Annotated in this window: 30 protein-coding genes, 2 rRNA genes and 2 pseudogenes (1 of these 34 cut by a window edge); 20 read left to right on the top strand and 14 right to left on the bottom strand. The window is 56.4% G+C overall.

Translation table 11 applies throughout. From position 1 onward, the window contains the following. Nucleotides 1-2,787 (top strand): 23S ribosomal RNA (locus PSPTO_RS17765); it begins 107 nt to the left of the window's first position. Between the two features lie 158 nt (nt 2,788-2,945). Beyond that, nucleotides 2,946-3,061, top strand: a 5S ribosomal RNA gene (gene rrf, locus PSPTO_RS17760). A 226-nt stretch (nt 3,062-3,287) separates the two neighbouring features. Here rrf and PSPTO_RS17755 read toward each other — a convergent pair. After that, a pseudogene (locus PSPTO_RS17755) lies at nt 3,288-3,701 on the bottom strand (transposase); the annotation flags it as partial. An 87-nt stretch (nt 3,702-3,788) separates the two neighbouring features. Between PSPTO_RS17755 and istA the strand changes: the two are divergent. Beyond that, nucleotides 3,789-4,811 (top strand): IS21-like element ISPsy4 family transposase, encoded by a 1,023-nt coding sequence (istA, locus tag PSPTO_RS17750; protein ID WP_002551322.1) that lies wholly within the window; start codon nt 3,789-3,791, stop codon nt 4,809-4,811. Next, nucleotides 4,808-5,617, top strand: a complete 810-nt coding sequence (gene istB, locus PSPTO_RS17745) for an IS21-like element ISPsy4 family helper ATPase IstB (protein WP_005741073.1) — start codon at nt 4,808-4,810, stop codon at nt 5,615-5,617. Before istA ends, istB begins: the two co-directional genes overlap by 4 nt. Before the next feature lie 49 nt (nt 5,618-5,666). Here the strand turns inward: istB and PSPTO_RS17740 are convergent. The 12 genes and pseudogenes from PSPTO_RS17740 to PSPTO_RS29925 all read right to left on the bottom strand — a co-directional run. Next, a pseudogene (locus PSPTO_RS17740) lies at nt 5,667-6,680 on the bottom strand (IS1182-like element ISPsy6 family transposase); the annotation flags it as partial. A 110-nt stretch (nt 6,681-6,790) separates the two neighbouring features. Beyond that, nucleotides 6,791-7,147, bottom strand: coding sequence for a 6-carboxytetrahydropterin synthase QueD (gene queD, locus PSPTO_RS17735; protein ID WP_005760695.1), 357 nt, complete (start codon nt 7,145-7,147; stop codon nt 6,791-6,793). A 75-nt stretch (nt 7,148-7,222) separates the two neighbouring features. Continuing rightward, nucleotides 7,223-7,423, bottom strand: a complete 201-nt coding sequence (locus PSPTO_RS17730) for a helix-turn-helix transcriptional regulator (RefSeq protein WP_005760693.1) — start codon at nt 7,421-7,423, stop codon at nt 7,223-7,225. Nucleotides 7,424-7,461: 38 nt separating this feature from the next. After that, entirely contained in the window at nt 7,462-7,920 is a 459-nt protein-coding gene (locus tag PSPTO_RS17725; RefSeq protein WP_011104552.1) for a hypothetical protein, read from the bottom strand. Continuing rightward, entirely contained in the window at nt 7,917-9,701 is a 1,785-nt protein-coding gene (locus PSPTO_RS17720) for a DNA cytosine methyltransferase (RefSeq protein ID WP_011104551.1), read from the bottom strand. Before PSPTO_RS17720 ends, PSPTO_RS17725 begins: the two co-directional genes overlap by 4 nt. Next, a complete protein-coding gene (locus PSPTO_RS17715) occupies nt 9,698-10,399 on the bottom strand; it encodes a hypothetical protein (RefSeq protein ID WP_057443162.1) in 702 nt (233 codons plus the stop codon). Before PSPTO_RS17715 ends, PSPTO_RS17720 begins: the two co-directional genes overlap by 4 nt. Then, on the bottom strand, nt 10,396-10,818 hold the full coding sequence (locus tag PSPTO_RS17710; protein WP_011104550.1) for a hypothetical protein: 423 nt from the start codon (nt 10,816-10,818) through the stop codon (nt 10,396-10,398). The genes PSPTO_RS17715 and PSPTO_RS17710 overlap by 4 nt, the downstream gene beginning before the upstream one ends. 50 nt (nt 10,819-10,868) lie before the next feature. Further along, nucleotides 10,869-11,192, bottom strand: coding sequence for a pyocin activator PrtN family protein (locus PSPTO_RS17705; RefSeq protein ID WP_011104549.1), 324 nt, complete (start codon nt 11,190-11,192; stop codon nt 10,869-10,871). Then, complete coding sequence (locus PSPTO_RS17700) at nt 11,189-11,563, bottom strand: hypothetical protein (RefSeq protein WP_011104548.1); 375 nt, start codon at nt 11,561-11,563, stop codon at nt 11,189-11,191. The genes PSPTO_RS17705 and PSPTO_RS17700 overlap by 4 nt, the downstream gene beginning before the upstream one ends. A 140-nt stretch (nt 11,564-11,703) precedes the next feature. After that, entirely contained in the window at nt 11,704-11,988 is a 285-nt protein-coding gene (locus PSPTO_RS17695; RefSeq protein WP_011104547.1) for a phage antirepressor KilAC domain-containing protein, read from the bottom strand. Between the two features lie 8 nt (nt 11,989-11,996). Beyond that, nucleotides 11,997-12,572, bottom strand: coding sequence for a hypothetical protein (locus PSPTO_RS17690; RefSeq protein WP_011104546.1), 576 nt, complete (start codon nt 12,570-12,572; stop codon nt 11,997-11,999). Next, nucleotides 12,569-12,745, bottom strand: coding sequence for a hypothetical protein (locus PSPTO_RS29925; protein ID WP_162839069.1), 177 nt, complete (start codon nt 12,743-12,745; stop codon nt 12,569-12,571). Before PSPTO_RS29925 ends, PSPTO_RS17690 begins: the two co-directional genes overlap by 4 nt. Nucleotides 12,746-12,947: 202 nt before the next feature. Here PSPTO_RS29925 and PSPTO_RS17685 point away from each other — a divergent pair, with 202 nt between their 5' ends. Both PSPTO_RS17685 and PSPTO_RS17680 read left to right on the top strand, forming a co-directional pair. Beyond that, nucleotides 12,948-13,400, top strand: coding sequence for a hypothetical protein (locus PSPTO_RS17685; RefSeq protein WP_057443161.1), 453 nt, complete (start codon nt 12,948-12,950; stop codon nt 13,398-13,400). Beyond that, entirely contained in the window at nt 13,397-13,765 is a 369-nt protein-coding gene (locus PSPTO_RS17680) for a hypothetical protein (protein WP_057443160.1), read from the top strand. The genes PSPTO_RS17685 and PSPTO_RS17680 overlap by 4 nt, the downstream gene beginning before the upstream one ends. A gap of 14 nt (nt 13,766-13,779) precedes the next feature. Here PSPTO_RS17680 and PSPTO_RS17675 read toward each other — a convergent pair whose 3' ends face one another. Continuing rightward, on the bottom strand, nt 13,780-14,688 hold the full coding sequence (locus tag PSPTO_RS17675) for a LexA family protein (protein ID WP_226992640.1): 909 nt from the start codon (nt 14,686-14,688) through the stop codon (nt 13,780-13,782). Between the two features lie 473 nt (nt 14,689-15,161). Between PSPTO_RS17675 and PSPTO_RS17670 the strand changes: the two genes are divergently transcribed. The 14 genes from PSPTO_RS17670 (at nt 15,162) to PSPTO_RS17610 (ending at nt 26,916) form a co-directional block, all read left to right on the top strand. Next, nucleotides 15,162-15,680 carry a phage regulatory CII family protein gene (locus PSPTO_RS17670; RefSeq protein ID WP_005767964.1) on the top strand — a complete coding sequence of 173 codons (519 nt, stop codon included), beginning with the start codon at nt 15,162-15,164 and terminating at the stop codon, nt 15,678-15,680. Then, nucleotides 15,673-15,900 (top strand): TraR/DksA family transcriptional regulator, encoded by a 228-nt coding sequence (locus tag PSPTO_RS17665; RefSeq protein WP_011104543.1) that lies wholly within the window; start codon nt 15,673-15,675, stop codon nt 15,898-15,900. Before PSPTO_RS17670 ends, PSPTO_RS17665 begins: the two co-directional genes overlap by 8 nt. Then, nucleotides 15,890-18,109, top strand: a complete 2,220-nt coding sequence (locus tag PSPTO_RS17660) for a VapE domain-containing protein (protein WP_011104542.1) — start codon at nt 15,890-15,892, stop codon at nt 18,107-18,109. Before PSPTO_RS17665 ends, PSPTO_RS17660 begins: the two co-directional genes overlap by 11 nt. Further along, nucleotides 18,102-18,461: a hypothetical protein gene (locus PSPTO_RS17655; protein WP_011104541.1), complete on the top strand. Its 360-nt coding sequence runs from the start codon at nt 18,102-18,104 to the stop codon at nt 18,459-18,461. The genes PSPTO_RS17660 and PSPTO_RS17655 overlap by 8 nt, the downstream gene beginning before the upstream one ends. 527 nt (nt 18,462-18,988) lie before the next feature. Beyond that, a complete protein-coding gene (locus PSPTO_RS17650; protein ID WP_003377395.1) occupies nt 18,989-19,312 on the top strand; it encodes a phage holin, lambda family in 324 nt (107 codons plus the stop codon). Next, complete coding sequence (locus PSPTO_RS17645) at nt 19,309-19,695, top strand: hypothetical protein (protein WP_011104540.1); 387 nt, start codon at nt 19,309-19,311, stop codon at nt 19,693-19,695. Before PSPTO_RS17650 ends, PSPTO_RS17645 begins: the two co-directional genes overlap by 4 nt. After that, nucleotides 19,655-19,843 (top strand): hypothetical protein, encoded by a 189-nt coding sequence (locus tag PSPTO_RS30270; RefSeq protein WP_235023099.1) that lies wholly within the window; start codon nt 19,655-19,657, stop codon nt 19,841-19,843. Before PSPTO_RS17645 ends, PSPTO_RS30270 begins: the two co-directional genes overlap by 41 nt. 224 nt (nt 19,844-20,067) lie before the next feature. Further along, entirely contained in the window at nt 20,068-20,637 is a 570-nt protein-coding gene (locus PSPTO_RS17640; protein ID WP_011104538.1) for a hypothetical protein, read from the top strand. 4 nt (nt 20,638-20,641) lie between these two features. Further along, on the top strand, nt 20,642-22,666 hold the full coding sequence (locus tag PSPTO_RS17635) for a phage terminase large subunit family protein (protein ID WP_011104537.1): 2,025 nt from the start codon (nt 20,642-20,644) through the stop codon (nt 22,664-22,666). A 1-nt stretch (nt 22,667) separates the two neighbouring features. Then, nucleotides 22,668-22,874: a phage head-tail joining protein gene (locus PSPTO_RS17630; protein WP_003377401.1), complete on the top strand. Its 207-nt coding sequence runs from the start codon at nt 22,668-22,670 to the stop codon at nt 22,872-22,874. Continuing rightward, nucleotides 22,871-24,352, top strand: coding sequence for a phage portal protein (locus tag PSPTO_RS17625; RefSeq protein ID WP_011104536.1), 1,482 nt, complete (start codon nt 22,871-22,873; stop codon nt 24,350-24,352). The genes PSPTO_RS17630 and PSPTO_RS17625 overlap by 4 nt, the downstream gene beginning before the upstream one ends. After that, nucleotides 24,349-25,494, top strand: coding sequence for a head maturation protease, ClpP-related (locus PSPTO_RS17620; RefSeq protein ID WP_011104535.1), 1,146 nt, complete (start codon nt 24,349-24,351; stop codon nt 25,492-25,494). Before PSPTO_RS17625 ends, PSPTO_RS17620 begins: the two co-directional genes overlap by 4 nt. Next, a complete protein-coding gene (locus tag PSPTO_RS17615) occupies nt 25,491-25,835 on the top strand; it encodes a head decoration protein (RefSeq protein ID WP_011104534.1) in 345 nt (114 codons plus the stop codon). Before PSPTO_RS17620 ends, PSPTO_RS17615 begins: the two co-directional genes overlap by 4 nt. A gap of 85 nt (nt 25,836-25,920) precedes the next feature. Next, nucleotides 25,921-26,916, top strand: a complete 996-nt coding sequence (locus PSPTO_RS17610) for a major capsid protein (RefSeq protein WP_011104533.1) — start codon at nt 25,921-25,923, stop codon at nt 26,914-26,916. Nucleotide 26,917 lies beyond the last annotated feature (1 nt).

Below are 26,917 nucleotides of genomic sequence, written 5' to 3'. Positions count from 1 at the left end.
GAGATGTCTGAATGGGGGAACCCAGCCATCATAAGATGGTTATCTTACACTGAATACATAGGTGTAAGAGGCGAACCAGGGGAACTGAAACATCTAAGTACCCTGAGGAAAAGAAATCAACCGAGATTCCCTTAGTAGTGGCGAGCGAACGTGGACCAGCCCTTAAGTTGTATTGAGATTAGCGGAACGCTCTGGAAAGGGCGGCCATAGTGGGTGATAGCCCTGTACGCGAAAATCCCTTTGCAATGAAATCGAGTAGGACGGGGCACGAGAAACCTTGTCTGAATATGGGGGGACCATCCTCCAAGGCTAAATACTACTGACTGACCGATAGTGAACCAGTACCGTGAGGGAAAGGCGAAAAGAACCGCGGAGAGCGGAGTGAAATAGATCCTGAAACCGTATGCGTACAAGCAGTGGGAGCCCACTTTGTTGGGTGACTGCGTACCTTTTGTATAATGGGTCAGCGACTTATTTTCAGTGGCGAGCTTAACCGAATAGGGGAGGCGTAGCGAAAGCGAGTCTTAATAGGGCGTCTAGTCGCTGGGAATAGACCCGAAACCGGGCGATCTATCCATGGGCAGGTTGAAGGTTGGGTAACACTAACTGGAGGACCGAACCGACTACCGTTGAAAAGTTAGCGGATGACCTGTGGATCGGAGTGAAAGGCTAATCAAGCTCGGAGATAGCTGGTTCTCCTCGAAAGCTATTTAGGTAGCGCCTCATGTATCACTGTAGGGGGTAGAGCACTGTTTCGGCTAGGGGGTCATCCCGACTTACCAAACCGATGCAAACTCCGAATACCTACAAGTGCCGAGCATGGGAGACACACGGCGGGTGCTAACGTCCGTCGTGAAAAGGGAAACAACCCAGACCGTCAGCTAAGGTCCCAAAGTCATGGTTAAGTGGGAAACGATGTGGGAAGGCTTAGACAGCTAGGAGGTTGGCTTAGAAGCAGCCACCCTTTAAAGAAAGCGTAATAGCTCACTAGTCGAGTCGGCCTGCGCGGAAGATGTAACGGGGCTCAAACCATGCACCGAAGCTACGGGTATCATCTTTTGATGATGCGGTAGAGGAGCGTTCTGTAAGCCTGTGAAGGTGAGTTGAGAAGCTTGCTGGAGGTATCAGAAGTGCGAATGCTGACATGAGTAACGACAATGGGTGTGAAAAACACCCACGCCGAAAGACCAAGGTTTCCTGCGCAACGTTAATCGACGCAGGGTTAGTCGGTCCCTAAGGCGAGGCTGAAAAGCGTAGTCGATGGAAAACAGGTTAATATTCCTGTACTTCTGGTTATTGCGATGGAGGGACGGAGAAGGCTAGGCCAGCCTGGCGTTGGTAGTCCAGGTTTAAGGTGGTAGGCTGAGATCTTAGGTAAATCCGGGATCTTAAGGCCGAGAGCTGATGACGAGTGTTCTTTTAGAACATGAAGTGGTTGATGCCATGCTTCCAAGAAAAGCTTCTAAGCTTCAGGTAACCAGGAACCGTACCCCAAACCGACACAGGTGGTTGGGTAGAGAATACCAAGGCGCTTGAGAGAACTCGGGTGAAGGAACTAGGCAAAATGGCACCGTAACTTCGGGAGAAGGTGCGCCGGTGAGGGTGAAGCATTTACTGCGTAAGCCCACGCCGGTCGAAGATACCAGGCCGCTGCGACTGTTTATTAAAAACACAGCACTCTGCAAACACGAAAGTGGACGTATAGGGTGTGACGCCTGCCCGGTGCCGGAAGGTTAATTGATGGGGTTAGCGCAAGCGAAGCTCTTGATCGAAGCCCCGGTAAACGGCGGCCGTAACTATAACGGTCCTAAGGTAGCGAAATTCCTTGTCGGGTAAGTTCCGACCTGCACGAATGGCGTAACGATGGCGGCGCTGTCTCCACCCGAGACTCAGTGAAATTGAAATCGCTGTGAAGATGCAGTGTATCCGCGGCTAGACGGAAAGACCCCGTGAACCTTTACTATAGCTTTGCACTGGACTTTGAATTTGCTTGTGTAGGATAGGTGGGAGGCTTTGAAGCGTGGACGCCAGTCTGCGTGGAGCCAACCTTGAAATACCACCCTGGCAACTTTGAGGTTCTAACTCAGGTCCGTTATCCGGATCGAGGACAGTGTATGGTGGGTAGTTTGACTGGGGCGGTCTCCTCCTAAAGAGTAACGGAGGAGTACGAAGGTGCGCTCAGACCGGTCGGAAATCGGTCGTAGAGTATAAAGGCAAAAGCGCGCTTGACTGCGAGACAGACACGTCGAGCAGGTACGAAAGTAGGTCTTAGTGATCCGGTGGTTCTGTATGGAAGGGCCATCGCTCAACGGATAAAAGGTACTCCGGGGATAACAGGCTGATACCGCCCAAGAGTTCATATCGACGGCGGTGTTTGGCACCTCGATGTCGGCTCATCACATCCTGGGGCTGAAGCCGGTCCCAAGGGTATGGCTGTTCGCCATTTAAAGTGGTACGCGAGCTGGGTTTAGAACGTCGTGAGACAGTTCGGTCCCTATCTGCCGTGGACGTTTGAGATTTGAGAGGGGCTGCTCCTAGTACGAGAGGACCGGAGTGGACGAACCTCTGGTGTTCCGGTTGTCACGCCAGTGGCATTGCCGGGTAGCTATGTTCGGAAAAGATAACCGCTGAAAGCATCTAAGCGGGAAACTTGCCTCAAGATGAGATCTCACTGGAACCTTGAGTTCCCTGAAGGGCCGTCGAAGACTACGACGTTGATAGGTTGGGTGTGTAAGCGCTGTGAGGCGTTGAGCTAACCAATACTAATTGCCCGTGAGGCTTGACCATATAACACCCAAGCAATTTGAGTCGAATGACCAGATTGCGGTGACTGTGGAGATGACACGAACCGAAGGTTTGCGTCACGAACGACACCTGCAACAGCTTGCTATCACATACCCGATTTGCTGAAGCGCGCCGTACGGCACGACTCGGTACCCGAATTTCTTGACGACCATAGAACATTGGAACCACCTGATCCCATCCCGAACTCAGCAGTGAAACGATGTATCGCCGATGGTAGTGTGGGGTTTCCCCATGTGAGAGTAGGTCATCGTCAAGATTAAATTCCAAAAACCCTCATCGCTTACGCGTCGAGGGTTTTTGTTTTTATGGTGTTTAAGAATCCGCTTCGCGACATTGGAAGACCGCAGGTCCTCCAGAATGCACGCATAAAAAAACCACCTTCGACAGACTGTGTGAAAACACACTGATGAAGGCCCAAGCAAACGCCCCGACTTGTTCGGGGCGTTTTGTTTTGTATTGGCAGCAGACGAAAAAATGACCGCTCAGCCCATCAAAGCCATCAGATGGCGCACACCGAGCACTTTAATCGCTCGTTTCAGGTTATAAGCATTCACCGCCAAGGCCATTTCAGCTTTTGTCCCCTCCAGTTGTCGCAGCAAGAAACGGCCATTACCAAATAGCCATTGCTTGAGGTTGCCGAAGGGGTGCTCAACGATGGATCTTCGGTTGGCCATCATCTCAGGATGCGCCTGCATTCTTTGCTCCATCCGCTCGAAAGCCTCTTCATGGGCATGTCGTGAGACATAACGGCGCTGGGCTCGAGTGCATTGCGTTTTCAGCGCGCAGTTGGCGCAGTCATCGACCTCAGCTTGATAGATCCGATCACCTTTGTTGTGCTGTTTTAGCGTTAACCATTTGCCTGCCGGACACTGGAAACGATCGTGTCCGGCCTCATAGATGTCACCGCCACTGTAAAAATGACCCCCTAACGCCAACCTAGAATTGACCCCCCTGGGTAAAACTGGCGGCTTTGAGCTGCCAATATGTTGACCCAGGAGCAGTCTGTGGAAATTAAAGTGTTGGCCCGTCAGGGCCATGGCATCAAATTCATCGCCCGTGAGCTGGGTATTTCGCGTAACACCGTGCGCAAGTACCTGCGAAAGGCCCGGTCGCTACCCAGTGACAAGGTGAGACCCGCACGTCCGTGCAAAATCGACCCCTTCAAGGACTACCTGCACGAGCGTATTGAGGCGGCGCGCCCACACTGGATTCCGGCGACCGTCCTGCTGCGTGAGATCACGGCATTGGGGTACAGCGGCGGCGTCAGTCGTCTGAAGGCTTATATTCGCCCCTTCAAACGTAAGGCAGAAGAGCCGGTGGTACGTTTCGAGACACTGCCCGGCAAGCAGATACAGGTGGACTTCACCACCATTCGACGAGGCCGTCAGCCGCTTAAGGCGTTCGTGGCGACACTTGGTTTTAGTCGAGCAAGCTTTGTCCGTTTCTCCGAGCGAGAGGACAGCGAAGCCTGGCTGACAGGGCTTCGGGAGGCGTTCGCTTACTTTGGCGGCGTGCCCGAGCAGGCATTGTTTGATAACGCCGGAACCATCATCACCGAGCGAGATGCTTTTGGGGAGGGCCAGCACCGTTGGCATCCCCGATTGGCTGCGCTGGCCGATGAGTTTGGTTTTATTCCCAAGGTCTGCCGCCCTTACCGTGCCCAGACCAAGGGCAAGGTTGAGCGCTTCAACGGGTATCTGAAGGGCAGTTTCATTACCCCGTTGGCCGCTACGCTCAAGAGTGCGGGTCTGACGCTGGATGTGGTGACGGCCAACGCACATATCGGCCAATGGCTCGACGAAGTCGCTCATCAGCGGATTCACGGCACGACGGGTGTTCAACCGGCGGTACGTCTGGCCCAAGAGCAGCAGGTACTATTACCACTGCCAACACAGAGCCTGCGCCCACAACCCGCCCAAGGCCTACGCCTGGGACGGGTCCTGCCGTACGAGAGCTTGCAGCATCCGCTGTCGGTTTATGAGCAACTGCTGGAGGTGAGAGCATGAACCTTCAACATGCTCGCCTGACAGAACTATGCAAGGGGCTAAAGCTTGAGCGCGTCGGGGTGGACTGGCCGCACCTGGCCCAACAAGCAGCAAGCGGCGAAGACAGCTTTGCCGACTTCCTCGAAAAGCTGCTGGCTGCCGAGACCGATGCCCGAAGTGAACGCTCTCGACAGGCCCTGCTGAAAACTGCCGCGCTGCCCGCTGTGAAAACGCTGGAGCAATACGACTTCGCGTTTGCCACCGGCGTCCCCCGGGCACAGCTCCAGGAGCTGGCAGCACTGAGTTTTGTTGGACGTGCCGAGAACATCGTGTTCCTGGGGCCTAGTGGTGTAGGCAAGAGCCACCTGGCTATCGCCCTGGCCTACCGGGCAGTGATGGCCGGTATCAAAACCCGCTTCGTCACGGCGGCTGACTTGATGCTGCAACTGACCGCTGCGCACCGCCAGGAACGGCTCAAGGAATACTTCAGTCGTGTGGTGATGGCCCCTGGGTTGTTGGTCATCGATGAAATCGGCTACCTGCCGTTTGGTCGTGATGAAGCCAACCTGTTCTTCAATGTTGTCGCCAAGCGCTACGAGCAAGGCAGCCTGATCCTCACGAGTAACTTGCCGTTTACCCAGTGGGCCGGAACCTTTGCGGATGATCAAACACTGACAGCGGCCATGCTGGACAGGCTGTTACATCATGCCCATATCGTGCAGATGACAGGTGAAAGCTATCGACTCAAGGACAAGCGCAAAGCAGGAACCAAATCTTCTCGGGCCGAACCGGCTCGAAAATATGAACCCGAGGGGGGTCAAAACTAAGTTGGCGATTTAGCACGGAAGGGGGTCACTTTTTAGTTGGCGTTGACACATAGATAAAGTCTTTTCGCTCAAAGAGCTGCTCTTCATGACTGCCAGGGTTTTTCGAACGATTGGGCGGTACATAGGCCGTAATCGAAGCATCCTCGCAGGCCTGAAACTGCTTGCCATTGGAGTAGCCGGCATCGGCAGTGACCGTCAGCTCATCTTGCTGTAACTCTGCTTTGGCGGCCTTGGCCATCGGCTCCAGTTGCTTTCGGTCATCGCCATCCTGGGTGACCTCATGATGCAAAATCAGGCAATGCTCGGCGTCCACGACGGTTTGCACGTTGTAGGCCACACGTGGCCCTTTGGCCGTGCGCATCATTCGGGCATCGCTTTCATGAGTGTTGAACTGCTCGATGCCCATCGAACGCATCAGTGCCTGGCAACTCTGATTATCCTGTTGTCGAGCCTCAAGCTGTGCCAGTGCTGCTTTGATTGCGCTGCGATCAATTGAATCTGTGGTTTCAGCCTTGTCGGCCTCATCCAGCTCGGCCAGATACTGAGCGATGCGCTTATCCAGTTTTTCTTCCTGGCGCTTGAGCTGCTTCAAATTCACATGACGCCGTGAGGAGGCGACCGCCTGAAACTTGCTGCCGTCGATGGCCACCAATTCACCGGCGATCAAGCCTGCTGTGCGACAAAATCGAACGAAAGCACGGCAGGTCGCGATGAAGGCGGGTTTATTGTTCTTGCGAAAGTCGGCGATGGTCTTGAAGTCGGGCTTGAGCCGGTTGATCAGCCACATCACTTCGATGTTGCGCTGACACTCGGCTTCAAGACGTCGCGATGAGCGAATCCGCTGAAAATAGCCGTAGAGGTAGAGTCTTAGCTGATCGGCGGGATCATAAGCAGGGCGCCCCGTGCTTTTTGGAATCGCTTTATCGAAGCCCAGTTGCACCAGATCGAGCTTGGCAACGTACAGGTCAATGACACGAACGAGGTGATCCTCGGGGATCAACTCTTCCAGCGAGACCGGGAATAGGCTGGTCTGGCTGCGGGACTCACCTTGGATGTAGGCCATAACGAAAAATGCTCTGTATCTTTCGATACGGAGCATTTTCTTTGAGCGCTGCGCAGATTGCTAGGTTTTCACACAGTCTGTTCGAGGTGGTTTTTTATTTACCGAGATCGTCAGTCCCCGCGGTATTCACATCCACTGGTGCAGGTTTCGTGAATCCGGATAGCCGATAGCTCAGGCAGCAATGGCTTCAACTCATTCCAGATCCATTTCGCCAGGTTTTCGCTGGTTGGATTCTCAAGACCTGGGATGTCATTCAGGTAGTTATGATCAAGACGCTCGTACAGCGGTTTGAAAATAGCTTTGATTTCCGAGAAGTCCCGGATCCAGCCTGTATGAGGATCGACCTTGCCAGCCAGATGAATGCCGACACGAAACGAATGCCCGTGCAGACGTCCACACTTATGCCCCGCCGGAACGTGGGGGAGAAGATGTGCTGACTCGAATGTAAATTCTTTGAAGATTTCCAATTTATGACCTGCAATGCTTGAATTACGCGGCCTATAGGCTAGGCCGCGTTTTAGATGTACTAATCAATGTACTGGTTAGTCGTTGCTGGGTGATAGATCTGTGATCCATCGAGCGATTTCTGACTGCCGCCAGGCAACTGAGTTAGGGCCTATTCTAACCTGTTTCGGAAAGGTGCCTTCCCTGATTCTGCGATAGACGGTATTCCGACCGAGGCCCGTAGTGTGAAGTACCTCGTCAAGGCGCAGAAGGCGATCTATGTTCTGGGCTGCTGCCATGATTTGTTTCCTCTGGCGTTGCTGGGATGCGTTGGGAGTCATTGATCTGAGCCCTGCCGAATTGCGGCGTAGGCCACAGTCAGCTCATGGGGATCGGCACCTCGTTGATGCAGCATCATTGCGAAGTTGGCTATGTCTTCAAAATTGCCAGAGTTACCCTTTGGCAAGTGCTTAACCAGATGTTCTGCGAGCTGCTGGTCTTTCACCCACGGCATGTCCCAGCTATCCCGGCCTTTGGCGCGACCCTCGGCAAGCTTCGTTTTCATCGCAGTAGCAAACCGGTCTACGGCCAGGTTGTCAGGGTGCTGGTTGGGATGTGTGGGCAACGGACAACTGCAAAATGATTCGATCATTGCCAAGCACTCAGCAGCATCTGTAGACCGCGACCGCTTGAGCACCACCCGCGATTTGCTCAGTAGTGAGACTGCCTGAGTCAATAAAGCCAGTGTCTCGGTAAGCTGTCTGCGCGCTTTGTCACGCGCTCCGGTGCGGCTCATGCTGCCTCCTTGCAGAGTTCGATCTGTCGCCACGGGTCGTTGGCTTTGGCAAGTGCGGCCATCGGAGGAGGGCTGACGCTGTTGCCGCACATATGCACCTGCTGGGTCTTGGTAAAGGGCTTACCGTCGGCGCCGTGGGTGATGACGTAGTCGGCCGGGAAGCCCTGAGCCTTGTACAGCTCGGACGGTTTGAGCATTCGAAGGCAGATATCGACGATCACGTAGGGCGTGCCCTTGACCATGACGGTGACCAGTGCTAAGCGATCCTTGGTTGTGATCGTGGGTGCTGGCTCGCCTGCGCCGCTGACGTTCTCAGTTCCGTAATAGCTGATCAGGAACGCTGCTACACGAAGAGCGCCTTTCTCATGCTCAGGGGACAGTCTGAGTGATACGACCGAGCTTTTGCCTCCACCGCCCGCCGTTACCGTGGGGGCTGGCTCGTCCAAGGGCTGGCCGACGCTGGCTCCGAACTGCCGCTCCATAAACGCCGTGACCAGTCCGTGGTGCTGGCCTCCTGCGCTGACTGTGTGCAGCGGATCGTTCACGTCTCGTGCATCACAGTTGCCGCGCAGATGCACCAGATTTGCGGCCATAAGGGCGTGGTGCTGACCCGTCGTCATTGTCGACACTGGATTGGCCAGGTCCGTCGGTCCGTGGCCCGTTGTGTTGTTGATCAGCGTCAGCTCACCACGGTTGGCGCAGGTGATCGTAGGCAATGGTTCCAACGGATCGTTGATGCGTTCCCTAACTTGATGGGTTGCTGGTGCGATGACCGGACTGACGACCGAGAATGCGCCGCCCTTTGGATATGACGTAACGGTACGCAGCGGCTCGTTTATAGATTGCACTGCCTCGCTCGACCAGTTCGCAATCGGGACAATGAACGGAGCCGGGTTGTCGATGACGAACTTCTTCATACCTTTCGCGACTCGGCGCAGAGTTGCTTGGGCCAAGTCCTTCTTGCGTTCGAAGATGCTTTTGCCGAGGTCGGAAAAGTCGATGCACTCGGCGGCGCTCTTCAAAGGTTGTTGGCCTTTGGAGGGGCGCTTGGCGTGTGTCGGCTCTGGCCATACGATTGACTGGCCGTCGCAACGGGCAATCATGAACAAACGTTCCCGGCTGGTAGGCGCGCCGAAGTCGCACGCTCGGACCACACGCCACTCGACGGCATAGCCCAAGCGCTCCAGCTCGGCCACGAACACCGCCCATGTCTGGCCACGCCGGGCAGGGTCTGGCACCAGAAACTGCTGATCGACCGGCACAACCTCACCAGGTGCTGCAATGCCGCCGCCAAGCTTCACGACCCGCCCGGTCGACTTGCAGCGCTTGGCCACCAGCGGCCCCCATTGCAGGATCTGCTTTACGTTCTCTAGGCTGACGACGCGGGGTTTCTTCTTGCCTGCCCACTTCAAGCCGATCCAAGACAGATTGCGGATCTCGCGCTTGCGTGGCTGCCCGCCAGCAGCCTGGCTGTGGTGGGTGCAATCCGGGCTCATGTGGAACCAGCCCACCGCCTTGCCACCGCATTCGGTATCCGGATCGCCGTCGAATACATCGGTTGTGAAGTGCTTCGCGCCGGGGTGGTTGGCTGTGTGCATGCTGATCGCTGCAGCGCTATGGTTCTTGGCCACGCTGACTTTTCGGCCGAGACCCATTTCCAGACCGGTACCCGCGCCGCCACCTCCGCAGAAGAAGTCGACAACAATCTCATCGTCTTGCGCGTTGAAGCCCAGGCTGTATTGGGTTTTGAAATCGAAGGGTGGGCGATTGAGTGAGGTCATGCTGTCACCTCATTCGCGACCGTCGCGCTAGCCTGCAGGCCACACTTCGTACATCTCAGTCCAACATGCGAGAGGCTGGGTTCATGATCGCTGGGGAAACGGTACAGCTCTTTCACGGGGCACTCTGGTTGGAATGGTTTATCACAGATCTGCGACAGTGCCTTACCCCCCACCACAGGCTGCGCGGGCGGGCGATTTTGAGCGATTAGCGTTGCATCATGAGTGGCTGCCTCGCGCAGCTTTTCGTGGGGTACAGGCGCTTCGGTGGTGCAGCTGGGAAGAGCAGTAATGCCTGCTGCTGTGCAGCAGAGACTATTTGTTTTTTGTGTGGTGCTCCAACTGCTGTTGCGGAGCAAAGCGGCTTGCGGCTGGTGGTTAGTCTGTGAGCGATCACTGCCGCTTTCCTCCGATGCTTGGTTGCAAGTTGATTCATCGGACGCTTCTGGTTTTGTGCCGACGACGTAAAGCACATGCGCCTGGTCATTCTCCTCGACCAGATCGGCCAGTAGCAGTGCGTTCTCGACGTCCTTTCGCAAGGTACGCAAAGCGTCAGGGCCAATCATCGACCTAAGTCGATTGTTCAGCTCTTTGTTGAAGCGGGTCGTAGCACGGAGTTCGGCAATGGCTTTGGTGTGCTGCCGGTGCAGGTCGCCAGCAGCTTGCGGGCTGAGCCGCAGCAGGGGGATAGATCGGTTCATGCTGCGTTCACCTGCTGGTCTGATACGCCGAGCGCTTCAGCCATTTGCAACGCCTGCTGCCGTAGCACCAAACAATCGCGTTCTAGTTTTTTGCCGGTACGAAACGCGCTGAAAGTCTCTGCAGCGATTCTCAGTTTCTCGGCTATATCGTTCAGCGCGACTCGTTCTTGCGCACCAAACGCCATACCTCGCTGGAGTCTTTCGCAGTGTCGCGCCAATTGCTCATTGTCTGTGCGGATCAGCCTCAATGATGCTTCAAGCTCATGGATCGCCAGAACGTCTTGTTCGCGCGGTACTTGTTCGCCGTTCGTGATGCCAACTTCGATGCCGTCGCTACGGCCCATCATGTAGCCAAAACATAAAAGCAGGCCGGCGGAAATGATGAGTCCGATCAACACGCAGATTTGAATCGTAGTCATGTGGTGTGCTCCTGGTGGGGTGGCTCGGCTGGTGGTGGCAGCCGTTTGGGTTATATCGGTGATTCTGATTCAGTTTGAGAATTGCCCATCTCTTCATCGGCCTTGTATGCACGGATGTCGATCAGAGCTGCGACGTGCCGAATGTGCGCGAACTTCGGTGCTTTGCGGCTTGTGTCCAAGGTGGTGATCGGGAGCGGGATTCGTCCGTTCTCAATCTCGGCAACAAACGACCGCTCGTTGAGGTTTCGGAAGTACTGCTCGCGCAGCTTGTCTAGGGGGATGAGTACATCTCCGAAGGTCCGATACAGCAGTTCGACGGTAGCCGCGTCCGGTGCTGGCATCAGACGTAGCGGATTCTGGCTGTGCTCCTTCATGCCGCAGCTTCTTTGGGTGGGGGAATGTAGTCGTACATGTCCATGAGCGCTTCTTGTGCTGTACGTCCGCGCCCAAATACGTAACCTCCGCAAGGTCGACGCATCGTGAGGGTGAGAGGGATCCATTGGGGTTGAGTGATGCTAAGGTCGAGCGTGACGTGGGCATCGACCATTTGAAGTTCGCATGCCAAAAACTCAGTGATGGCCAGCAACTTGAATTGCTCCTGCTGCAATGGCGTTGCCGCGACAGCTTCAAGTCGCGCGGCTGAGTTAATGCCAGCAATGACAGCAGCAACGTCGTTCTGAGTGCGCTGTTCTGGCGGAATGCGCAGCAAGTCAATCAGCAAACGGTCAATCGCTTCTTGGTTCATTCGGTTTTCTCCGCTTGGGGTGGTTCCAGCTGTTCAGGCAGTGTCGTTTGGTCAGCTCGCGCAGGTGTTCCGGAACTTCCAGAAGCGCTGCATTGCGTTCTTCCCGCGTATGCAGCGCGACGATCTGGCGAGCATATTCCCTAGGCCACGTCACGTTTGTCGGCCGGTATTTCAGGCGCAGCCAGCCCCAATTGTTCAGCGAGCCAGCGTATGCCGGGCTGCTTTACCCTGGTTGACTGGCTGTACTGCATGCCCAACTGGTGATGGAACCAGCTACTGTCCTTGACGCGCATGTACTCGCGATCCCGCGTGGGGTAGGCGGGAAGGTTTCGTTCATTGAGTAGTGCCTTTTCCCTCATCAGAGAGATGAGCTTGGGTCTGCTGATGCCAAGTTGTTTTGCGGTCTGAGCCAAGGTGCGTTCCATGCTTCCTCCTAAGCCGCTTGCATTGCTGGAGTCGCAATGCTGGCCAGGTGATTGATGGACTCGACAACCTTTTCATGGATTTCGGCATCTGGACCGGACAGCGTGAAGCACTTGGTCCGAGGCTGCCTGACTCCGATAGTCATAAGGGTCGTTGCTGCTGTACGGGTTTTGTTGCGATGAATCGAGACATGGATGGGCTGTTCAAGCCCAACGTCCAGGCTTAGCATGCCGCCCCTGCGTACCAGATCGAAGACTTGCAGACTCAGTTGCTCGTCGAGGAGGTTGTATTTTCCATCGATGCGCTTTGCTGCGGATGTGCCTAGATCGAGCGGACCGTTAGCTATCTCTTCGATAAAAGCTGCCAGCAGGAGGTGCATCTTTGGGGTGTTTGGCAGCGTCAGGGAGTGGCGTTGATTACCCACCTCGACCCTGAACTGGGTTTCCGCGGAGGCGTGTTCGACCTTGAGGCGAAAGGGCAGGGCACCACTTTTTGTGGAGCGAACGGTGTGGTTGAACGTTTCAGTGAGCTTGGCCTGCGCTTTGAGCAAGGCCAGTGTTTTGGCATCGAGTTTGTATCTGCTCATGCCGCGTGCCCTCCGTCGTTCGGATCGAAGGGCGCAGGATGACTACGGCTAGGCTTCTTGGGCTTGCTGGCGACGAAGGTACAGCCAGCCACGTTGGCTAGGTGACGCACCTCGAAGACGCGTAGCGGATCAGTGACCCTGGGATGGACGTGCAGGGTTGCTGTGGTGTGCATGGTGTTGCCTCGCTCTGTGGTGGAAGAGTGAGGCAAATATCAACCAGAAGGTGGGTCAAGTCAACCGCAGGTTGATATATTGCACTTGATCCATGTATGCGTATACCTTCAACGCCTGTGGAGATTGCCCACGGGTCAATGCTCGTGAATCCCAATTGATTGGTCGAAAAACGGCTGATAGCCAAAGCTTAGGAGGCAGTGAATGACATGGAAAGATTGGGTTGATTTAGTAAGTTTCGTTGCAGATGTTACCTCCTCAATAGCATCTGGCATTGCGATAGGGATTTTCGTATTTAAACGCAAGGAGATAGCTTCTGCATTTTCTTTGCTGTTTGGATATTCTCATCAGCTCACCCTTTCAGAAATAAAAGAAAAGTTAGAGCTTTTGAATAACTTCAATGCTGCAGAGTCTGGTAATGCACAAACTATATCGAATATTTTTCACGATCTTTTAGGCCAGATCAGAGGGAATGATAAGCTGCTCATTTTGATGGATGTTCAGATTAAGAAGTTAGAGCTTGTGTTCGATCCTCCCGTCGGAAAAGCTAAGCCGCTTACAGAGGAGAAGAAGCGCGCACTTATCAGCGAGCTTCGAGAGAAAGTTAGATCTCTCAATGTGCAGAACATAGATGATATATCAGGGAGTAGACCATGAGTAAAATTGTAGTCGCCGCGAACGCAATGATTGCCAATCAAAGCAAGATATCGGATGTATGGCCAGGGCATAACGATGGTGAAGTTTTTTTTATATTTGATAAAAAGTATAAGTGGTCTTCGGTTAAGAGAGGAGATGACCACTTTGCTTTATTTTACTACCCAGGCAGGCAAAGCATAGAATCCCTAGCTGGAATGCGGGACGAGGATTGGGTAGAGTTTAATCACATGGTGTCATACAATAGCAAAGACATGGGAACCAAGGAAAGTTATGATACTTTTCGTGACTTGTATATGTTGGTAAACGGTATGAAGTACGGAATGGATAAGGTACTTGATGATATCATTGAGTCTTTAGATTTCTAATACTAAAGCTAAGGTCATTCGGGGATAAATGAACCAATGACCTTGCCGCAAATATGCGTTTCTTCAGTTATCTTTATTATCGGGTACTGAGGATTTATAGGCTTTAAAAATTGCTGTCCTGCATCTTCTACAAAAACCTTGAATGTCGCTTCGTTAGTTCTATCCAATCTCGCTATAACTCTATCGCCTGTATGAACTTCTACTTCAGGATCGACGAAAATTATGCAGCCTGCGGGATAGCTTCTGCCAAGACCTGGATTGGTCATTGAGTCCCCTCGCACCTTGAGTGCATACCCGCTACTGCTTATTGGGACTGGGCATGATAGCCATGACTCTGCACTTTCAGACTCTACATTCGAATACGTCTCACACCAAGCTCCTGCTTGTACCCAAGAAATAAGCGGTACCTTGCCTGATGTGTTGGGGAGCGGAACGATGTTGCTCCCGGAGATGTTTTTAGGATCCGAGGAGTACACATGAATGTCATTAGTCTTCGGGCCTACCCCATATTCCAGCCATTCACGGCGTATTCCTAGCCAAGAGCAGAGCGCCTCCATGCTGTCAGCCTCAGCGATCGCCTCTGCGTTTAGCCATTTGCTTATGGCTTGAGTCGTTTTGAAAACGCCCATCACTTTGAGCTGTTTATGGACGTCCACGCCTCTGCCTCGCGTGCGAACCCCAGCATCGTTCAATGCTTCTCGCAGGCGTGAGCTAAATGCAACGCGCAATTCATTTTTATCAACCATAGGTTGATGGTTGCACGGGGCTTGCGCAAAAGTCAGTTGGCATTTAATATCAACCAGCAGTTGATTATCGAGGTCGTTATGTTGGATCCAGCGGAATATCCGAGCGCAATTGCTCTTGCTTTTGAGGCCGTAGGGGGAATCGGCGCAGCCGCTAAAATTTGTGATCGCAGCAGTCAAGCCCTTAACAAATGGCGACGTTCGGGTTGTCTACCTCGAACTGAGTACACGGGAGAAACCAGCTATTCGGTAAAACTTGCGATAGCTGCATCACAGAGAGGCCAACCCTTCGACGCGTCATGGTTACTCAACGCATCAGCACCACACAAAAACAATAAGTGAGAGAAAGGGCGACACTTTGATCGCCCTGATTCCCCCAGCACGCGCCACCACAGCGGAGCCGGGCCGCGATTAAGGTTGACGGGCACACCACATGCAATCCGTTGGTCTTCATCGCGTTTTCAAGGCACGGATGCCTTGAGTTGCTGCCTCTTCCACCACAGAGCGGGCAGCTGTTGCGCCAGGGGTAAACGACGGATCGTTTGCCTCGGCACGGTGCCGGTAAGACCGGCGTGTGGACCCTTTCAAGCCACGCGGCAAATGTATCACCACTACATGCTGCGCGGCACTGGCAACTTACAAGGATTAATGCCATGAGCCGAATTGCTCTGAGTTGTGTTGAACGGGCGCAGCGGGAGATCCTGCCGCTCGATCTGGCGCTTTACCATGCTGCAAGGGACTACCCTGGCGGCGCTGCTGCAATTGCTGTCACCACGGGCAGAAACCCCACCACCCTGCAACACAAGCTTTCACCGACTCACCCGAGCCACACAGTCAACATTCAAGAGTTCGGTGAGATCCTGGAGCTTACCAAGGACCGCCGTATTCTGGACGCAGTGCATGCCTTGGTCGGTGATACGACTTGGCAGGAGTTGGCAGAGGCTTATACCAACGACATGCCAGAGACGTTGACCACCGGCATTGCAGAATACTTCCATCAGGTCGCCAATCTTGCCGAGACGTGGGCGAAGAGTATCGGCGATGGTGTCGTGAGCGATCAGGAACTGGCTGAGATACGTCTGCAGGTGTTCCGAGGCATTCAAGGCTTGCTCGGGTTGTTCAACCGCGCCTCCTACGTCAATCAGACGACGCGGGGTACTGACCATGGCTGACATTGCCGATTTTGCTAATGACCTGGTGCAAGAGCGTATAGATCAAGCCCTAGCGGCTCGGCGTGCGGCCAAACCTTTACTCACGATTCACTCGTTTCTTTTTTGCGAAACCTGTGAAGAGGCTATTCCCGATGCACGACGGATGGCCTTGCCCGGTTGTACGCAATGCCTGACCTGCCAATCCCTGTTGGAGTTGCGTGAGGCCCGTCATGCTCGATGAGGTGCTGGGGCAATTCGCTGACTACGGCCTTGAGCCTGCTCAACCGTTGGTGTTCGGCAAGTTAACCCGTTGCAAGACATCCCAGGACAAGGGAAAGGAAAAGAATGGTTGGTACGTCATTCACGAGCATCGGACTGAAAAGAACGAGTCGCTGATCTTCGGTAGTTTTGGTGACTGGCGTTCGGGTGAGTCGCAGAAGATCAAGGTGAAAACTGGTCGAATGTCGCCTGAAGAGCGCGAGGTCATGCGCGTTCGCCAAGAGGACGCGAAGCGGCGCGCAGCCGAGATCGCCGCTAATGCTTCCCGTCGTGCGGCCAGTCGGGCGACGGGTATGTTCAAACGCATGCCTGATAAAGGCAAAAGCGCCTATTTGGATCGCAAGCAGATCGTGGGGTTTCGTGTTCGTTACGCGCCGCGTTCAGGTGCTGTGCTGGTCCCGATGAGCAATGCCCGCGATCAGATAGTCGGCCTGCAAGTGATCTACCCGGAAAAGCAACAGGATACCGGGCGTGACAAATCCTACTGGCCCTACGGCATGTCAAAGGAAGGTGCGTTTCATTTGATCGGCCCTGAGCCTGAGCCGGGTGAGCCGTTACTGATCTGTGAGGGATACGCCACTGGCGCTAGCCTGCACATGGCGACTTCATACGGAGTCGCCATTGCTTTTGATGCGGGCAACCTGCTCGCCGTCGCCAAGCTGATGCGTGACCGTCTTCCCGGTCGACCGATAATCATCTGCCGCGACGATGACTGGAAGACCAAACGCCCGAATGGGCAGCTTTGGAACCCGGGCGAGGAAAAGGCTACCAACGCCGCCCTGATCGTTGGTGGTCAGGTGGTTGCGCCTATCTTCTCGGTTGAGCGTCATGACAAATGGACTGACTTCAATGATCTACATGTCGCCGAGGGTTTAGAGGCCGTCCGCCGTCAGGTGTTAGCGGTCGTCAGGCCCCCTGCAGCAGGTGGTTGGAAAGACCAGTTGGCACGCAGTGAGAACGGCGCGCTCATTGCCCATATGCAGAATATCGAGCTGATACTCGGCAACGACGAACGCTGGGCTGGTGTCATCAGCTTCAGTGCCTTCAGTTCCAAGATCGTCAAGTTGCGGGCCGCGCCTTACGGCGGTGGTACTGGCGACTGGGCTGATATCGATGATATGCGGGTCATGAAGTGGCTTGCTCAGGTCTACAACCTTCGGGTCAAAGCTTCCAGCGTCATCGAGGCGGTGAGCATTGTTGCTCACGACCACGCCTTTCACCCAGTGCGTGAGTACCTGCAGAAGCTTGAGTGGGATCAAGTGCCGCGATTGGAACAATGGCTCATCGATGTCATGGGGGTAGAACCCTCTGAGTACGTCAAGAAGGTCGGTAAACGGTGGATGATCTCGGCGGTCGCGAGGGTGATGCGGCCTGGCTGTAAGGCTGACTCGGTCCTGATCCTTGAAGGCGCACAGGGCGCTGGTAAGTCAACCGCGATGAGCATCCTCGGGGGCGACTGGTTCATGGACACCCCCTTTGCGCTCGGCGACAAGGATGGCTTTCAGGCTATTCGTGGCAAGTGGATTGTCGAACTGGGCGAGCTGGACAGCTTCAACAAGGCCGAGAGTACCAAGGCCAAGCAGTTCTTCTCTGCTTCGACAGACACCTACCGAGAAAGCTATGGCCGGAGAACAAACGACGTGCCACGCCAGTGTGTTTTCGTGGGTACGACCAACCAAGAAGAATACCTTAAGGACGCGACCGGCAACCGACGCTACTGGCCTGTTGCTTGTACGAAGGTCGAACTTGAGCAACTACGTGAAATACGTGATCAGTTGTGGGCTGAGGCGATGTTTTGCTTCCAGGCAGGCGAGATCTGGTGGGTCAATCGTGACGAGTCGTCCATGTTTGCCGAGGCACAGGACGAGCGCTTCGTGGTCGACGAGTGGGAAGGGCTGATTCTGAATTGGCTGGAAGAGTCACAGATCGGCGAAACCACCAGCGGTAATGAGCTGTTGGGCACAGCGCTGAAGCTTGATGCTGGGCACTGGGGCAAGCCAGAGCAGATGCGCGTCGGCGCAATCATGCACCGCCTGGGGTGGAAGCGGGCGCGATCATCGGTGCTGTCGAAGAGTGGCTTACGACAGTGGGTATACAAAAAGCCCGCGAACTGGGGCCGGACGTCAGATCTGGTTGTCGAGAAGTTTGATGAGCCGTGCTTCGATGATTAAACGAATTGATGCGATGTTGAAACTTTGGGCTGAAGACCTGCATTCCCCTGCGTCGGGTGGAACCGCTGCAGGCGGGAATATGATCGCCATGCTGATGGAGTGCAAAGGGGAGCTGATACGCGGTACGCGGGGCAGCCGTGTTCTGCTGGATGAGTCTGCCGACATAGAGCTGATCGTCAACAAGCACCTGGCACCCGAGCTGGCGTTGGTCGTGCGTGAGCATTACTGCAACAGCGACAGTTTCCTGCATCAAAAAATCACCCACTGCGGCTGCAGTCGGCAGACCTACTATGACCGGCTGCATCAAGCACACCTGAGCATTCAAGGGCTGCTGTGGGGTAAGGCTGCTTGAGGGGGCTCGCTATTTCCCGCTTGTCCTACCTCGTCCCACTGCCTATCTACGCGGTGGGACGGGTTTTAGCCCCGTCTGCGTTGCTCCGTCCCACTGTCCCACCTTTAACCAGCATTCCCACATGTAGCGTAGCGGGCACCATCACGCGCTATGCGCGCGTCAGCGTGCGTTTAAATACTCTCTCTTTACACGGAGAAATAACAATAAAGGTAGGACAGTGGGACAACGCTTTGTTTTCGGGGGCTTCAAGCGTCCCACCTGTCTCTAGCCTAGTGGGACAGTGGGACAGGGGCAAAAAAAGCGAATGGCCGATTGAGGGTATTCGTCTACATTGCCGGGGCGTTGGTGCTGTGTTGCCTACATATTCGTCGGTGGCATTAATACTGGCTTGCTGCCACCGGAATCCACCTGTAAAAAGTAGTCATCTTCGATAGGTGCGACCGCATAGCGGCTAACGCACTAACAATCAAACCCGGCCAATGCGCCGGGTTTTTTGTTTTTCAGCTCACCCCTAAGGGGGTAACCGGATGCGCACCATGCCCGACAAACCAGATACGTGGGCCAGGATCGTGGCGGCCATTTCAAATCCACTGTGGCAGGGCATGATCATGGCCATCGTCGTTTCTCTACTGCGCATCCTCTACGACGCCAAAGAAACCAGTAAGCGCCGGATCTTGTTCGAAGCGCTGATCTGCGGTTCGTTGAGTCTGGTCGCGTCCAGCCTGATTGAGTGGATGACCTGGCCGCCCAGCTTATCGGTAGCGGCAGGTGGAACGATTGGCTTTCTTGGCGTTACGGCCATTCGCGAATTGGTGGCCCGTTTCATTGGCCGGAAGGTGGATTCCCTATGAAGGCTATCGCTGCTGCAATCATCATCGCGCTGGTGGGCGTACTGCTCGTCGGTATTCAGCAGTACCGGGTCGTCGCATTGCGCGGCGAAGTGGAAGTGGAAGCCACGGCCAAGAAGAAAGCGCTCGACGCCAACCTCGAAAGCGAGGCCACCATCACCACGTTGCGTGCCGAGGCCCAGCGTAATGCGGCCTACCTGAAGGACTTGAATCAACGGATCAAGGCCAGCGAAAACAAAGCCAAACAGGCGAGGAAAGAATTTGAAGACCTCAAGCGCAACAGCAAGCCCGTTCGTGATTGGGCTTCTCAGCCTTTGCCTGACGGCCTGCGCGGCAAAGCCGGTGGTGGTAACAAAAACATCAGCAGTCCGAATCGAACCCCCTGAATTGGTTCCTTGCGAACGCATCAACGCCGATGAGGCTGACCTTCGTTCGAACGGCGACGTCTGGGAGCTGAAGGATCAGGCCATCAAGCTGCTCGACACCTGCGCCGATCAGGTCGACGCGCAGATCCTGCGCAGCCAGAGCAAGTAGGTCGTGGATCTACACACGTCCACCCGCGCCTGGCTCGTCATCTCGGCGTTTCGGGCCGAATGACCTGTTTTGGTGCGCCCCGAGAGAGGGGGGACCCTAGGGGTATTCGGGGTACACGGGGCTGCGGACTCGCGGGATTTGGTTAGCGGACGGTTCACCAGCTTAGTGAACTACGGTGAACAGGTGAACACCCCATATTCATTGGGTGAACAGGACATTTCAGCATGACAGTGATCAGCAAGTCGGACTTCGCAGCACGGCGCGGCTGGGCCAAATCCTACGTTTCCAAACTGGCAAAGCAGGAACGCCTGGTTCTCACTCCGGACGGCAAGATCGATCTGGAAGCCACCGAAGCGCTGCTGGCCGAATCCGCTGATCCGAGCAAGGCCGCTGTCGCGGCTCGCCATGAAGAGGGGCGTGTTGATCGCGACGTTTACAGCCAAGTTCTGCCGAGCGCCGAAACACCTGCGGTGCAGCCCCCAAACAAAGGCCCGGACTTTCAGAAGTCCCGAGCGCACCGCGAGTTCTACCTCGGGCAGTTGGCCGAGGCTGAGTTCCACAAGGTTCAAGGCAATCTGGTTGTGCGGGAAGCGGTTTCAAAAGCCGCCTTCACCGCTGGCCGCACCGTGCGCGACCTGATGTTCGGCCTTTCTCCGCAACTGGCCCCGGAGCTGGCTGCAATGACTGACCCCTGGCAAATCGAAAAACACCTGACCGGCGCATTTCGCCGCATCTTTGAGGATGCCGCCCGCATGACCACCGCCGACCTTGAACACGCCATGACCGAGAAATAGACCTATGCCCACTGGATACGCAGACGGTGCCGAGGTGTACCGCGAGGCGTATTGCCGTGGGCTTGAGCCCGACCCGGAGCTTTGGGTCGATGAATGGGCCGATGAGTACATGCGCATCCCGCGTGACACTGGAGCCGCAGAGCCCGGCCAATATCGAACGGCCCGGACACCCTATGCCCGCGAGCCCATGCGGTGCCTGTCACCGGCTCACCCCTGCAAACGGGTCGTCACAATGGTGGCGTCGCAGTTGATGAAAACCCAGATCGCTTTGAACTGGATCGGCGCGCTGATTCACATGTCGCCTTCAAACATCCTGACATTGCTGCCCAGCCTGAGCCTGGCGAAGCGAGTGTCAGCGCGGATCAGCAAGACCATCAATGCCACTCCGGTCTTGCGCGAACGTGTGGCCTCACCGCGCTCGCGTGACGCACGCAACACGATGGACACCAAAGAGTTTGAAGGCGGGGCGTTGTTCGCCACCACAGCCGGTTCTGCGGCGAACCTTGCTGAGCTGTCTGCTCGGTTCGTCTACGGCGACGAGGTGGATCGCTGGGATGTGGACGTTGATGATGAGGGTGATCCGATAGAACTGGCCGAGACGCGGGGCAGTACCTTCGGCCGCAACGCCAAGTTTTACTTCTCCAGCTCGCCGACCATCAAGGGCGCATCGCGGATTGATGATCTGTTCTCCACCAGCGACCAGCGCTACTACTACGTGCCATGCCCATCGTGTGGGCACATGCAAACCCTGGAGTGGGAACGCCTGCTGTACTCGCCTGATTTCAGCACCGTACATTACCAGTGCGCCGGGCCTGACTGCGACGTACTGATCGAGGAGTTTCACAAGGGTGACATGCTCGCCCGTGGCGAATGGCGTTCACATGCCGACGGGGACGGTGAGACGGTGGGTTTCCACCTCAATGCGTTGTATGCCCCGCTGGGCTGGCAGAGTTGGTCATCACTGGCCAAGCAATATGAGAAGGCCAAAAAGGCTCAGGATCGCGGCGACCTTGAGCCCATGCAGGTGTTTTACAACACCCGCCTTGCCAAGGTATGGGACAGCGCACAAGAGCAAACAAAAGCCGCGGTGCTGCAAGCCAGAGCCCTGCTGGAAGACTACGTGTTGGGCACCATGCCCACTGGTGTTCTGTCGCTGGTGTCTGCAGTCGACGTGCAGGCTAACCGTCTTGAAATGATGGTCGTAGGTTGTGGCGAGGGCATGGAGCGCTGGATCGTCGACTTTCAGGTGATCATGGGCGACCCCGCCGATGATCGCACCTGGCTGGCACTGGACGAAAAACTCAAAGAGCGTTACCGCCATCCTTGTGGCGTCAGCTTGGCGATCCTGGCAACTGCTGTCGACTCCGGTGGACACCACACCCACGAGGTCTATCAGTTCTGTCGCGTTCGGCGTTGGCGCAATGTCTTCGCCATCAAAGGCGCAAGCAAACCCGGCAAGCCGGTTATCGCTCAACGTCCCTCACTGGTGGACGTGACGTGGAAAGGCCAGACCGAGCGCAACGGTGCGGAGCTTTGGATGGTGGGTACCGACACCGCAAAGGACTGGATCTACAACCGCTACCACTTGGAAAGCGGGCCGGGCGCGTTGCATTTCCCCAAGGATTTGCCCGATGACTTCTTTGCCCAATGCGTCGCCGAACGCAAGGTTACTCGCTACGTCAAAGGCTTCAAACGCATCGAGTGGGTGAAGGGCAAGGCAGAGCGCAACGAAGCGCTGGACTTGCTGGTGTACAGCCTGGCGATGGCGCATTACCTGGGGCTGCATCGATACGGCGAGCATGACTGGGGCAGGCTCAAAAATGCCTTGGCTCAAGCCGGTCTGTTCGACGACACCGGTCACGCAAAAGCCCCTGTGGCCGAGCGCCTGAGTGTCGAGCCTAGACCTGAACCGAAGCCGGAACCTCGACCCCAGCCTGTGGCTGCTGCTGCCGTTCAAGCACCGGCGCGTCCGGCCCCGCAACCCCCGCAACGCCGTGCTTCCACCAGCGGCTATCTGAAGAGACGTTGATATGGCTTACACCCAGAAGCACCTTGATGCCGTCGAGGCAGCGATAGGGCGTGGCGAGAAGATCGTGCGTTACGCAGATCGGACGGTCGAGTACCGCTCGGTTGATGAGCTGATCCAGGCTCGCGATCTGATCCGCACCAGCCTGACCAACGCTGCCGGTCCGCGCTCCCGCGTTGTCCGTCTTTACCATGGGGGCAAGGGCCTGTGAGTACTCGTTACCCCACCCTGACACGTTCCGGCTTCGTCCTGCCCGAGCGCATGAAGGCCAGTTACGAAGGCGCTGCCGACGGTCGCCGATCGGCCACATGGGACGCACCTGATACCGGCGTCAACAGCCTGATCATGCCCGCGCTGCGCAACTTGCGCTCCCGCTCCAGAGCCGCAGTGCGCAATGACCCTTACGCGGCCAACGCGATTGATCGCAGGGTCAGCAACCTGATCGGCACCGGCATCACCCCGCAGCCGAGGATCGCGGACAAGGAATTGCGCCGTATCTTTCAGGAGACGTGGGAAGACTGGGTAGACGAGTCTGATGCCGATCAGTTGACCGACTTCTACGGCCAGCAAGCCTTGATCGCGCGGACGGTCGAGCAGTCGGGCGAATGCTTCGTCCGGTTACGGCCCAGGCGGATGGATGACGGCTTAGCGGTGCCCTTGCAGTTGCAATGCCTGGCACCTGAGTTTGTTCCGCATGACAAGTTTGAGGTGACCAGCACCGGCAACATCATCCGCGCCGGGATCGAATTCAACGGATTCGGCAAGCGGGTGGCCTACTGGTGTTATCGCTCACATCCCAGTGACATGACCTCTATCAACGCCGGTTACAACATGCTGGTGCGTATCCCGGCCAGCCAGATGCTGCACATCTTTGAGCCGGTGGAGCCCGGTCAGCTTCGCGGTGTTCCTCGGCTTGCACCAGTGCTCAAGAGACTGCGCAGCCTGGACAACTTCGACGATGCTGTCCTGTTCCGTCAGGAGGTAGCCAACCTGTTCGCGGGCTTCATCCGCAAGCCTTCTGCTGACGGTCCGCCCATGCTCGACCCGTTGACGGGCGCGCCGATCAAGATCGGAGGCGACGGCTTCACGCCGATGGTCGCGCTGGAGCCAGGCACGATGCAGGAGCTGCTGCCGGGGGAGGAGGTCGAATTCTCGACACCGCCTGATGGCGGCAATAACTATCCCGACTTCATGCGGCAGCAGCTTATGGCGGCAGCCGCCGGTGCGGGGCTGCCCTATGAGTTGATGACCGGCGACATGCGCGGCGTCAACGACCGCACCATCCGGGTGGTGCTCAACGAGTTTCGTCGGCGTCTGGAGCAGCTGCAGTTCAGCGTGTATGTCCACCAACTGTGCCGTCCCGTCCGGGCGGCGTGGATGGACATGGCGGTGTTGTCGGGTGCTTTGCAACTGGACGACTACGCAGCACGCCGCCGTGAATACCTGCGCACGCGCTGGGTACCGCAAGGCTGGTCCTACATCCACCCGGTGCAGGACGTGCAATCAAGGACGATGGAAATCAACGCTGGCCTGGCCTCGCGCAGTGAGATGTGCCTGCGCACCGGCACCGATGCCGAGATCGTGGATGAAGAAAACGCCGCCGATGCGGCCCGAGCCCGTGGACTGGGCCTCAACTACAGCACCTTGTCGGCGTTCGATGAGGACCCCGACGAGAAGGAGAACCCATGAAACCGCTGTTACCGTTTCGCATTTTCAACAAGGCCCCAGTTGCCTTGGCGGTCGAGGACCAGAACTGGTACCGCATCAAGGCTGAAACCCAGGCCGAGCAGACCACCATCGAGATCTACATCTACGGTGAGATCGGCGGCTGGGGCATTACGGCCAATCAGTTCATTCAGGACCTGAAAGCCATTGATGACGGCGTGTCGCCCATCGTGGCTGCGTTCAACACCATCGGTGGCGACCTGTTCGACGGGCTGGCAATTCACAATGCGCTGAACCGGCTGGGTGAGCGCTGCACGGCGCGGATTGACGCGCTGGCGGCCAGTGCCGGGAGTGTTGCCGCGTGTGGCGCACACCGCATGGTCATGGCGTCCAACGCCATGTTGATGATCCACAACCCGTGGACCTACACAGCCGGTGATGCCGAGGACCTGCGCAAGGTCGCCGATGTGCTGGACCAGACGCTGGAAGCCATCATTGCGGCGTACAAGGCCAAGTCGCCGGACATCGACGAGGTCGAGCTGCGGCGCATGGTCAACGCTGAAACCTGGCTCACCGCGCCGGAAGCACTGGCGCTTGGCCTGGCCGACGAGATCGGGGCGGGAGTAGAGGTCAAAGCCTGCCTGGGGCAGGGGGCTGCCATACAGCGGTTCCGCCAGACGCCAAAGGCCTTGCTGGATCAGCTCAACGCCGTTGAGCCTGAGCCAGAGAAAACTGATCCACCAACTGATCCTGAACCGGCTGATGCATCCGCCTTGGCGCTGATGATTACGAAAGCTTGCGGCGCGGCGGGCATCAACAACCTGATCGAGCCTTTGATTGCGTCCACCAAGCTTGCCGATCAAGCAACGGTGCAGGCGGCTATCACCCAGGCCAAGGGCGTGCGCGACCTTTGTGTGGCGGCTCGCTTGCCGGAGCTGACCGCCGAATTCGTCAGCGCAGGTCTGGACAAGCAGGCCGTTCAGGCGCGTCTGTTTGAGACGCTGGTCAGCAGCGGCAAGGGCTTTGAAATCGATAACAGCCTGCCGCTGCAGGACGATCCACCGGCCAAGGTTCAGGCCAGACAACCCGATCACCACGACATCTACGCGGCCCGCAGGGCGGCGCAGGGTGGCAAGAAACCGACCTCTACAGGAGCACGTCCATGACCATCAAAATGGAGCCTATCCATGCCGGTGAATTCCTTCTCTCCGAAGGTGCCGGAAACATCTCGCGAGAGTCGATCAACGTGGCAGCCAGTGAGGCCCTGAATGCGGGCCAGCTGTTGGGCTTGGTGACCGCTTCGGGTGAGTTCGCCCCTTACGACCCAACCGCCGAAGACGGCAGCGAGATCGCCGCAGCGATTCTTTTCGCACCGCTTCCTGAGTCCGACATTGTTCGGCGTGGCCGAGCCGTCGTACGTCTGGCAGAGGTTGCTGAAACGCTGCTGACCGGTCTGGATCTGGACGCTGAGAAGGCGCTTGCCAAGCAGTTCATCATCCTTCGCTGATCGATCTATCGGCCACAAACCTGATTCATTTTCGTTTATCCGACCCCGCCATTTGCGGGGTTTCGTTTTTCTGGAGAATACCCTCATGGCCGATATCGCCATTTTCGACGACGAAGCATTCAGCGTCTCCACACTCACCGCTGCCATCAACGAACAACCGTACCTGCCCGGTCGCATCAGTGGCCTCGGTCTGTTTCAGGAAGAGGGCATCGCGACCCTGACGGTGCAGATCGAAAAGGACGGCGACACCCTGGCGCTGGTCCCGGCTGGTGAGCGTGGTAGCTCCGGTCTTGTGGTCACCGGTACCAAGCGTCAGATGATCCCGTTCAACACCGTCCACCTGCCGGAGCGCTTCACGATCCGGGCGGATGAGATTCAAGGCATTCGCGCATTCGGTTCCCGTACTGAACTGCAGGCTGTTCAGGACGTGATCAACACCCGGCTGGCCCGTGCACGCCGCCAGCTCGACGCCACGCACGAGTTCCAGCGCATGGGCGCACTCAATGGCAAAGTGCTGGATGCGGACGGCAAAACCGTGCTGCTGGACATCTACGCGGCCTTTGGTGTCCAGCGTCAGAGCCTGTCCATGGGCCTGAACGACGCAGGTACCGAGTTGCGCGTCAAAGCGGGCGAAGCGCTGGACATGCAAGAGGACGCACTCGGCAGCGTGACCAGCACCGGCTCGCGAGCGTTCTGCGGCAAGAACTTCTGGAACAAGCTGATCGTTCACAAGTCGGTCAAAGAAACCTACCTCAACTCGGCGCAGGCGTCGGAGCTGCGGGGTGATGCCCGAGAAAGTTTCGAGTTCGGTGGCATCGTCTGGGAGCGCTACCGTGGCAAGGTCGCCGGTATCGCTTTCGTGAATGACGACGAGGCGCTGCTCGTGCCTGAGGGCGTACCGGACTTGTACATCTCGGCCTTCGCTCCAGCGGACTACATGGAAACGGTCAACACTCAGGGCATCCCGTACTACAGCAAGCTGGAGACGCTGCCGTTCGGCAAGGGCGTGGCGGGCGAAGCTCAGTCCAACCCGCTGCACCTTTGCACCCGACCTCGGGCGCAGATCCGCCTGACGCTGTAGT

It is taken from the genome of Pseudomonas syringae pv. tomato str. DC3000, assembly GCF_000007805.1.
Taxonomy (GTDB): Bacteria; Pseudomonadota; Gammaproteobacteria; order Pseudomonadales; family Pseudomonadaceae; genus Aquipseudomonas; species Aquipseudomonas avellanae.
Note: the sequence above shows the minus strand (reverse complement) of the source record. Positions and strands in the feature narration are given on the sequence as shown.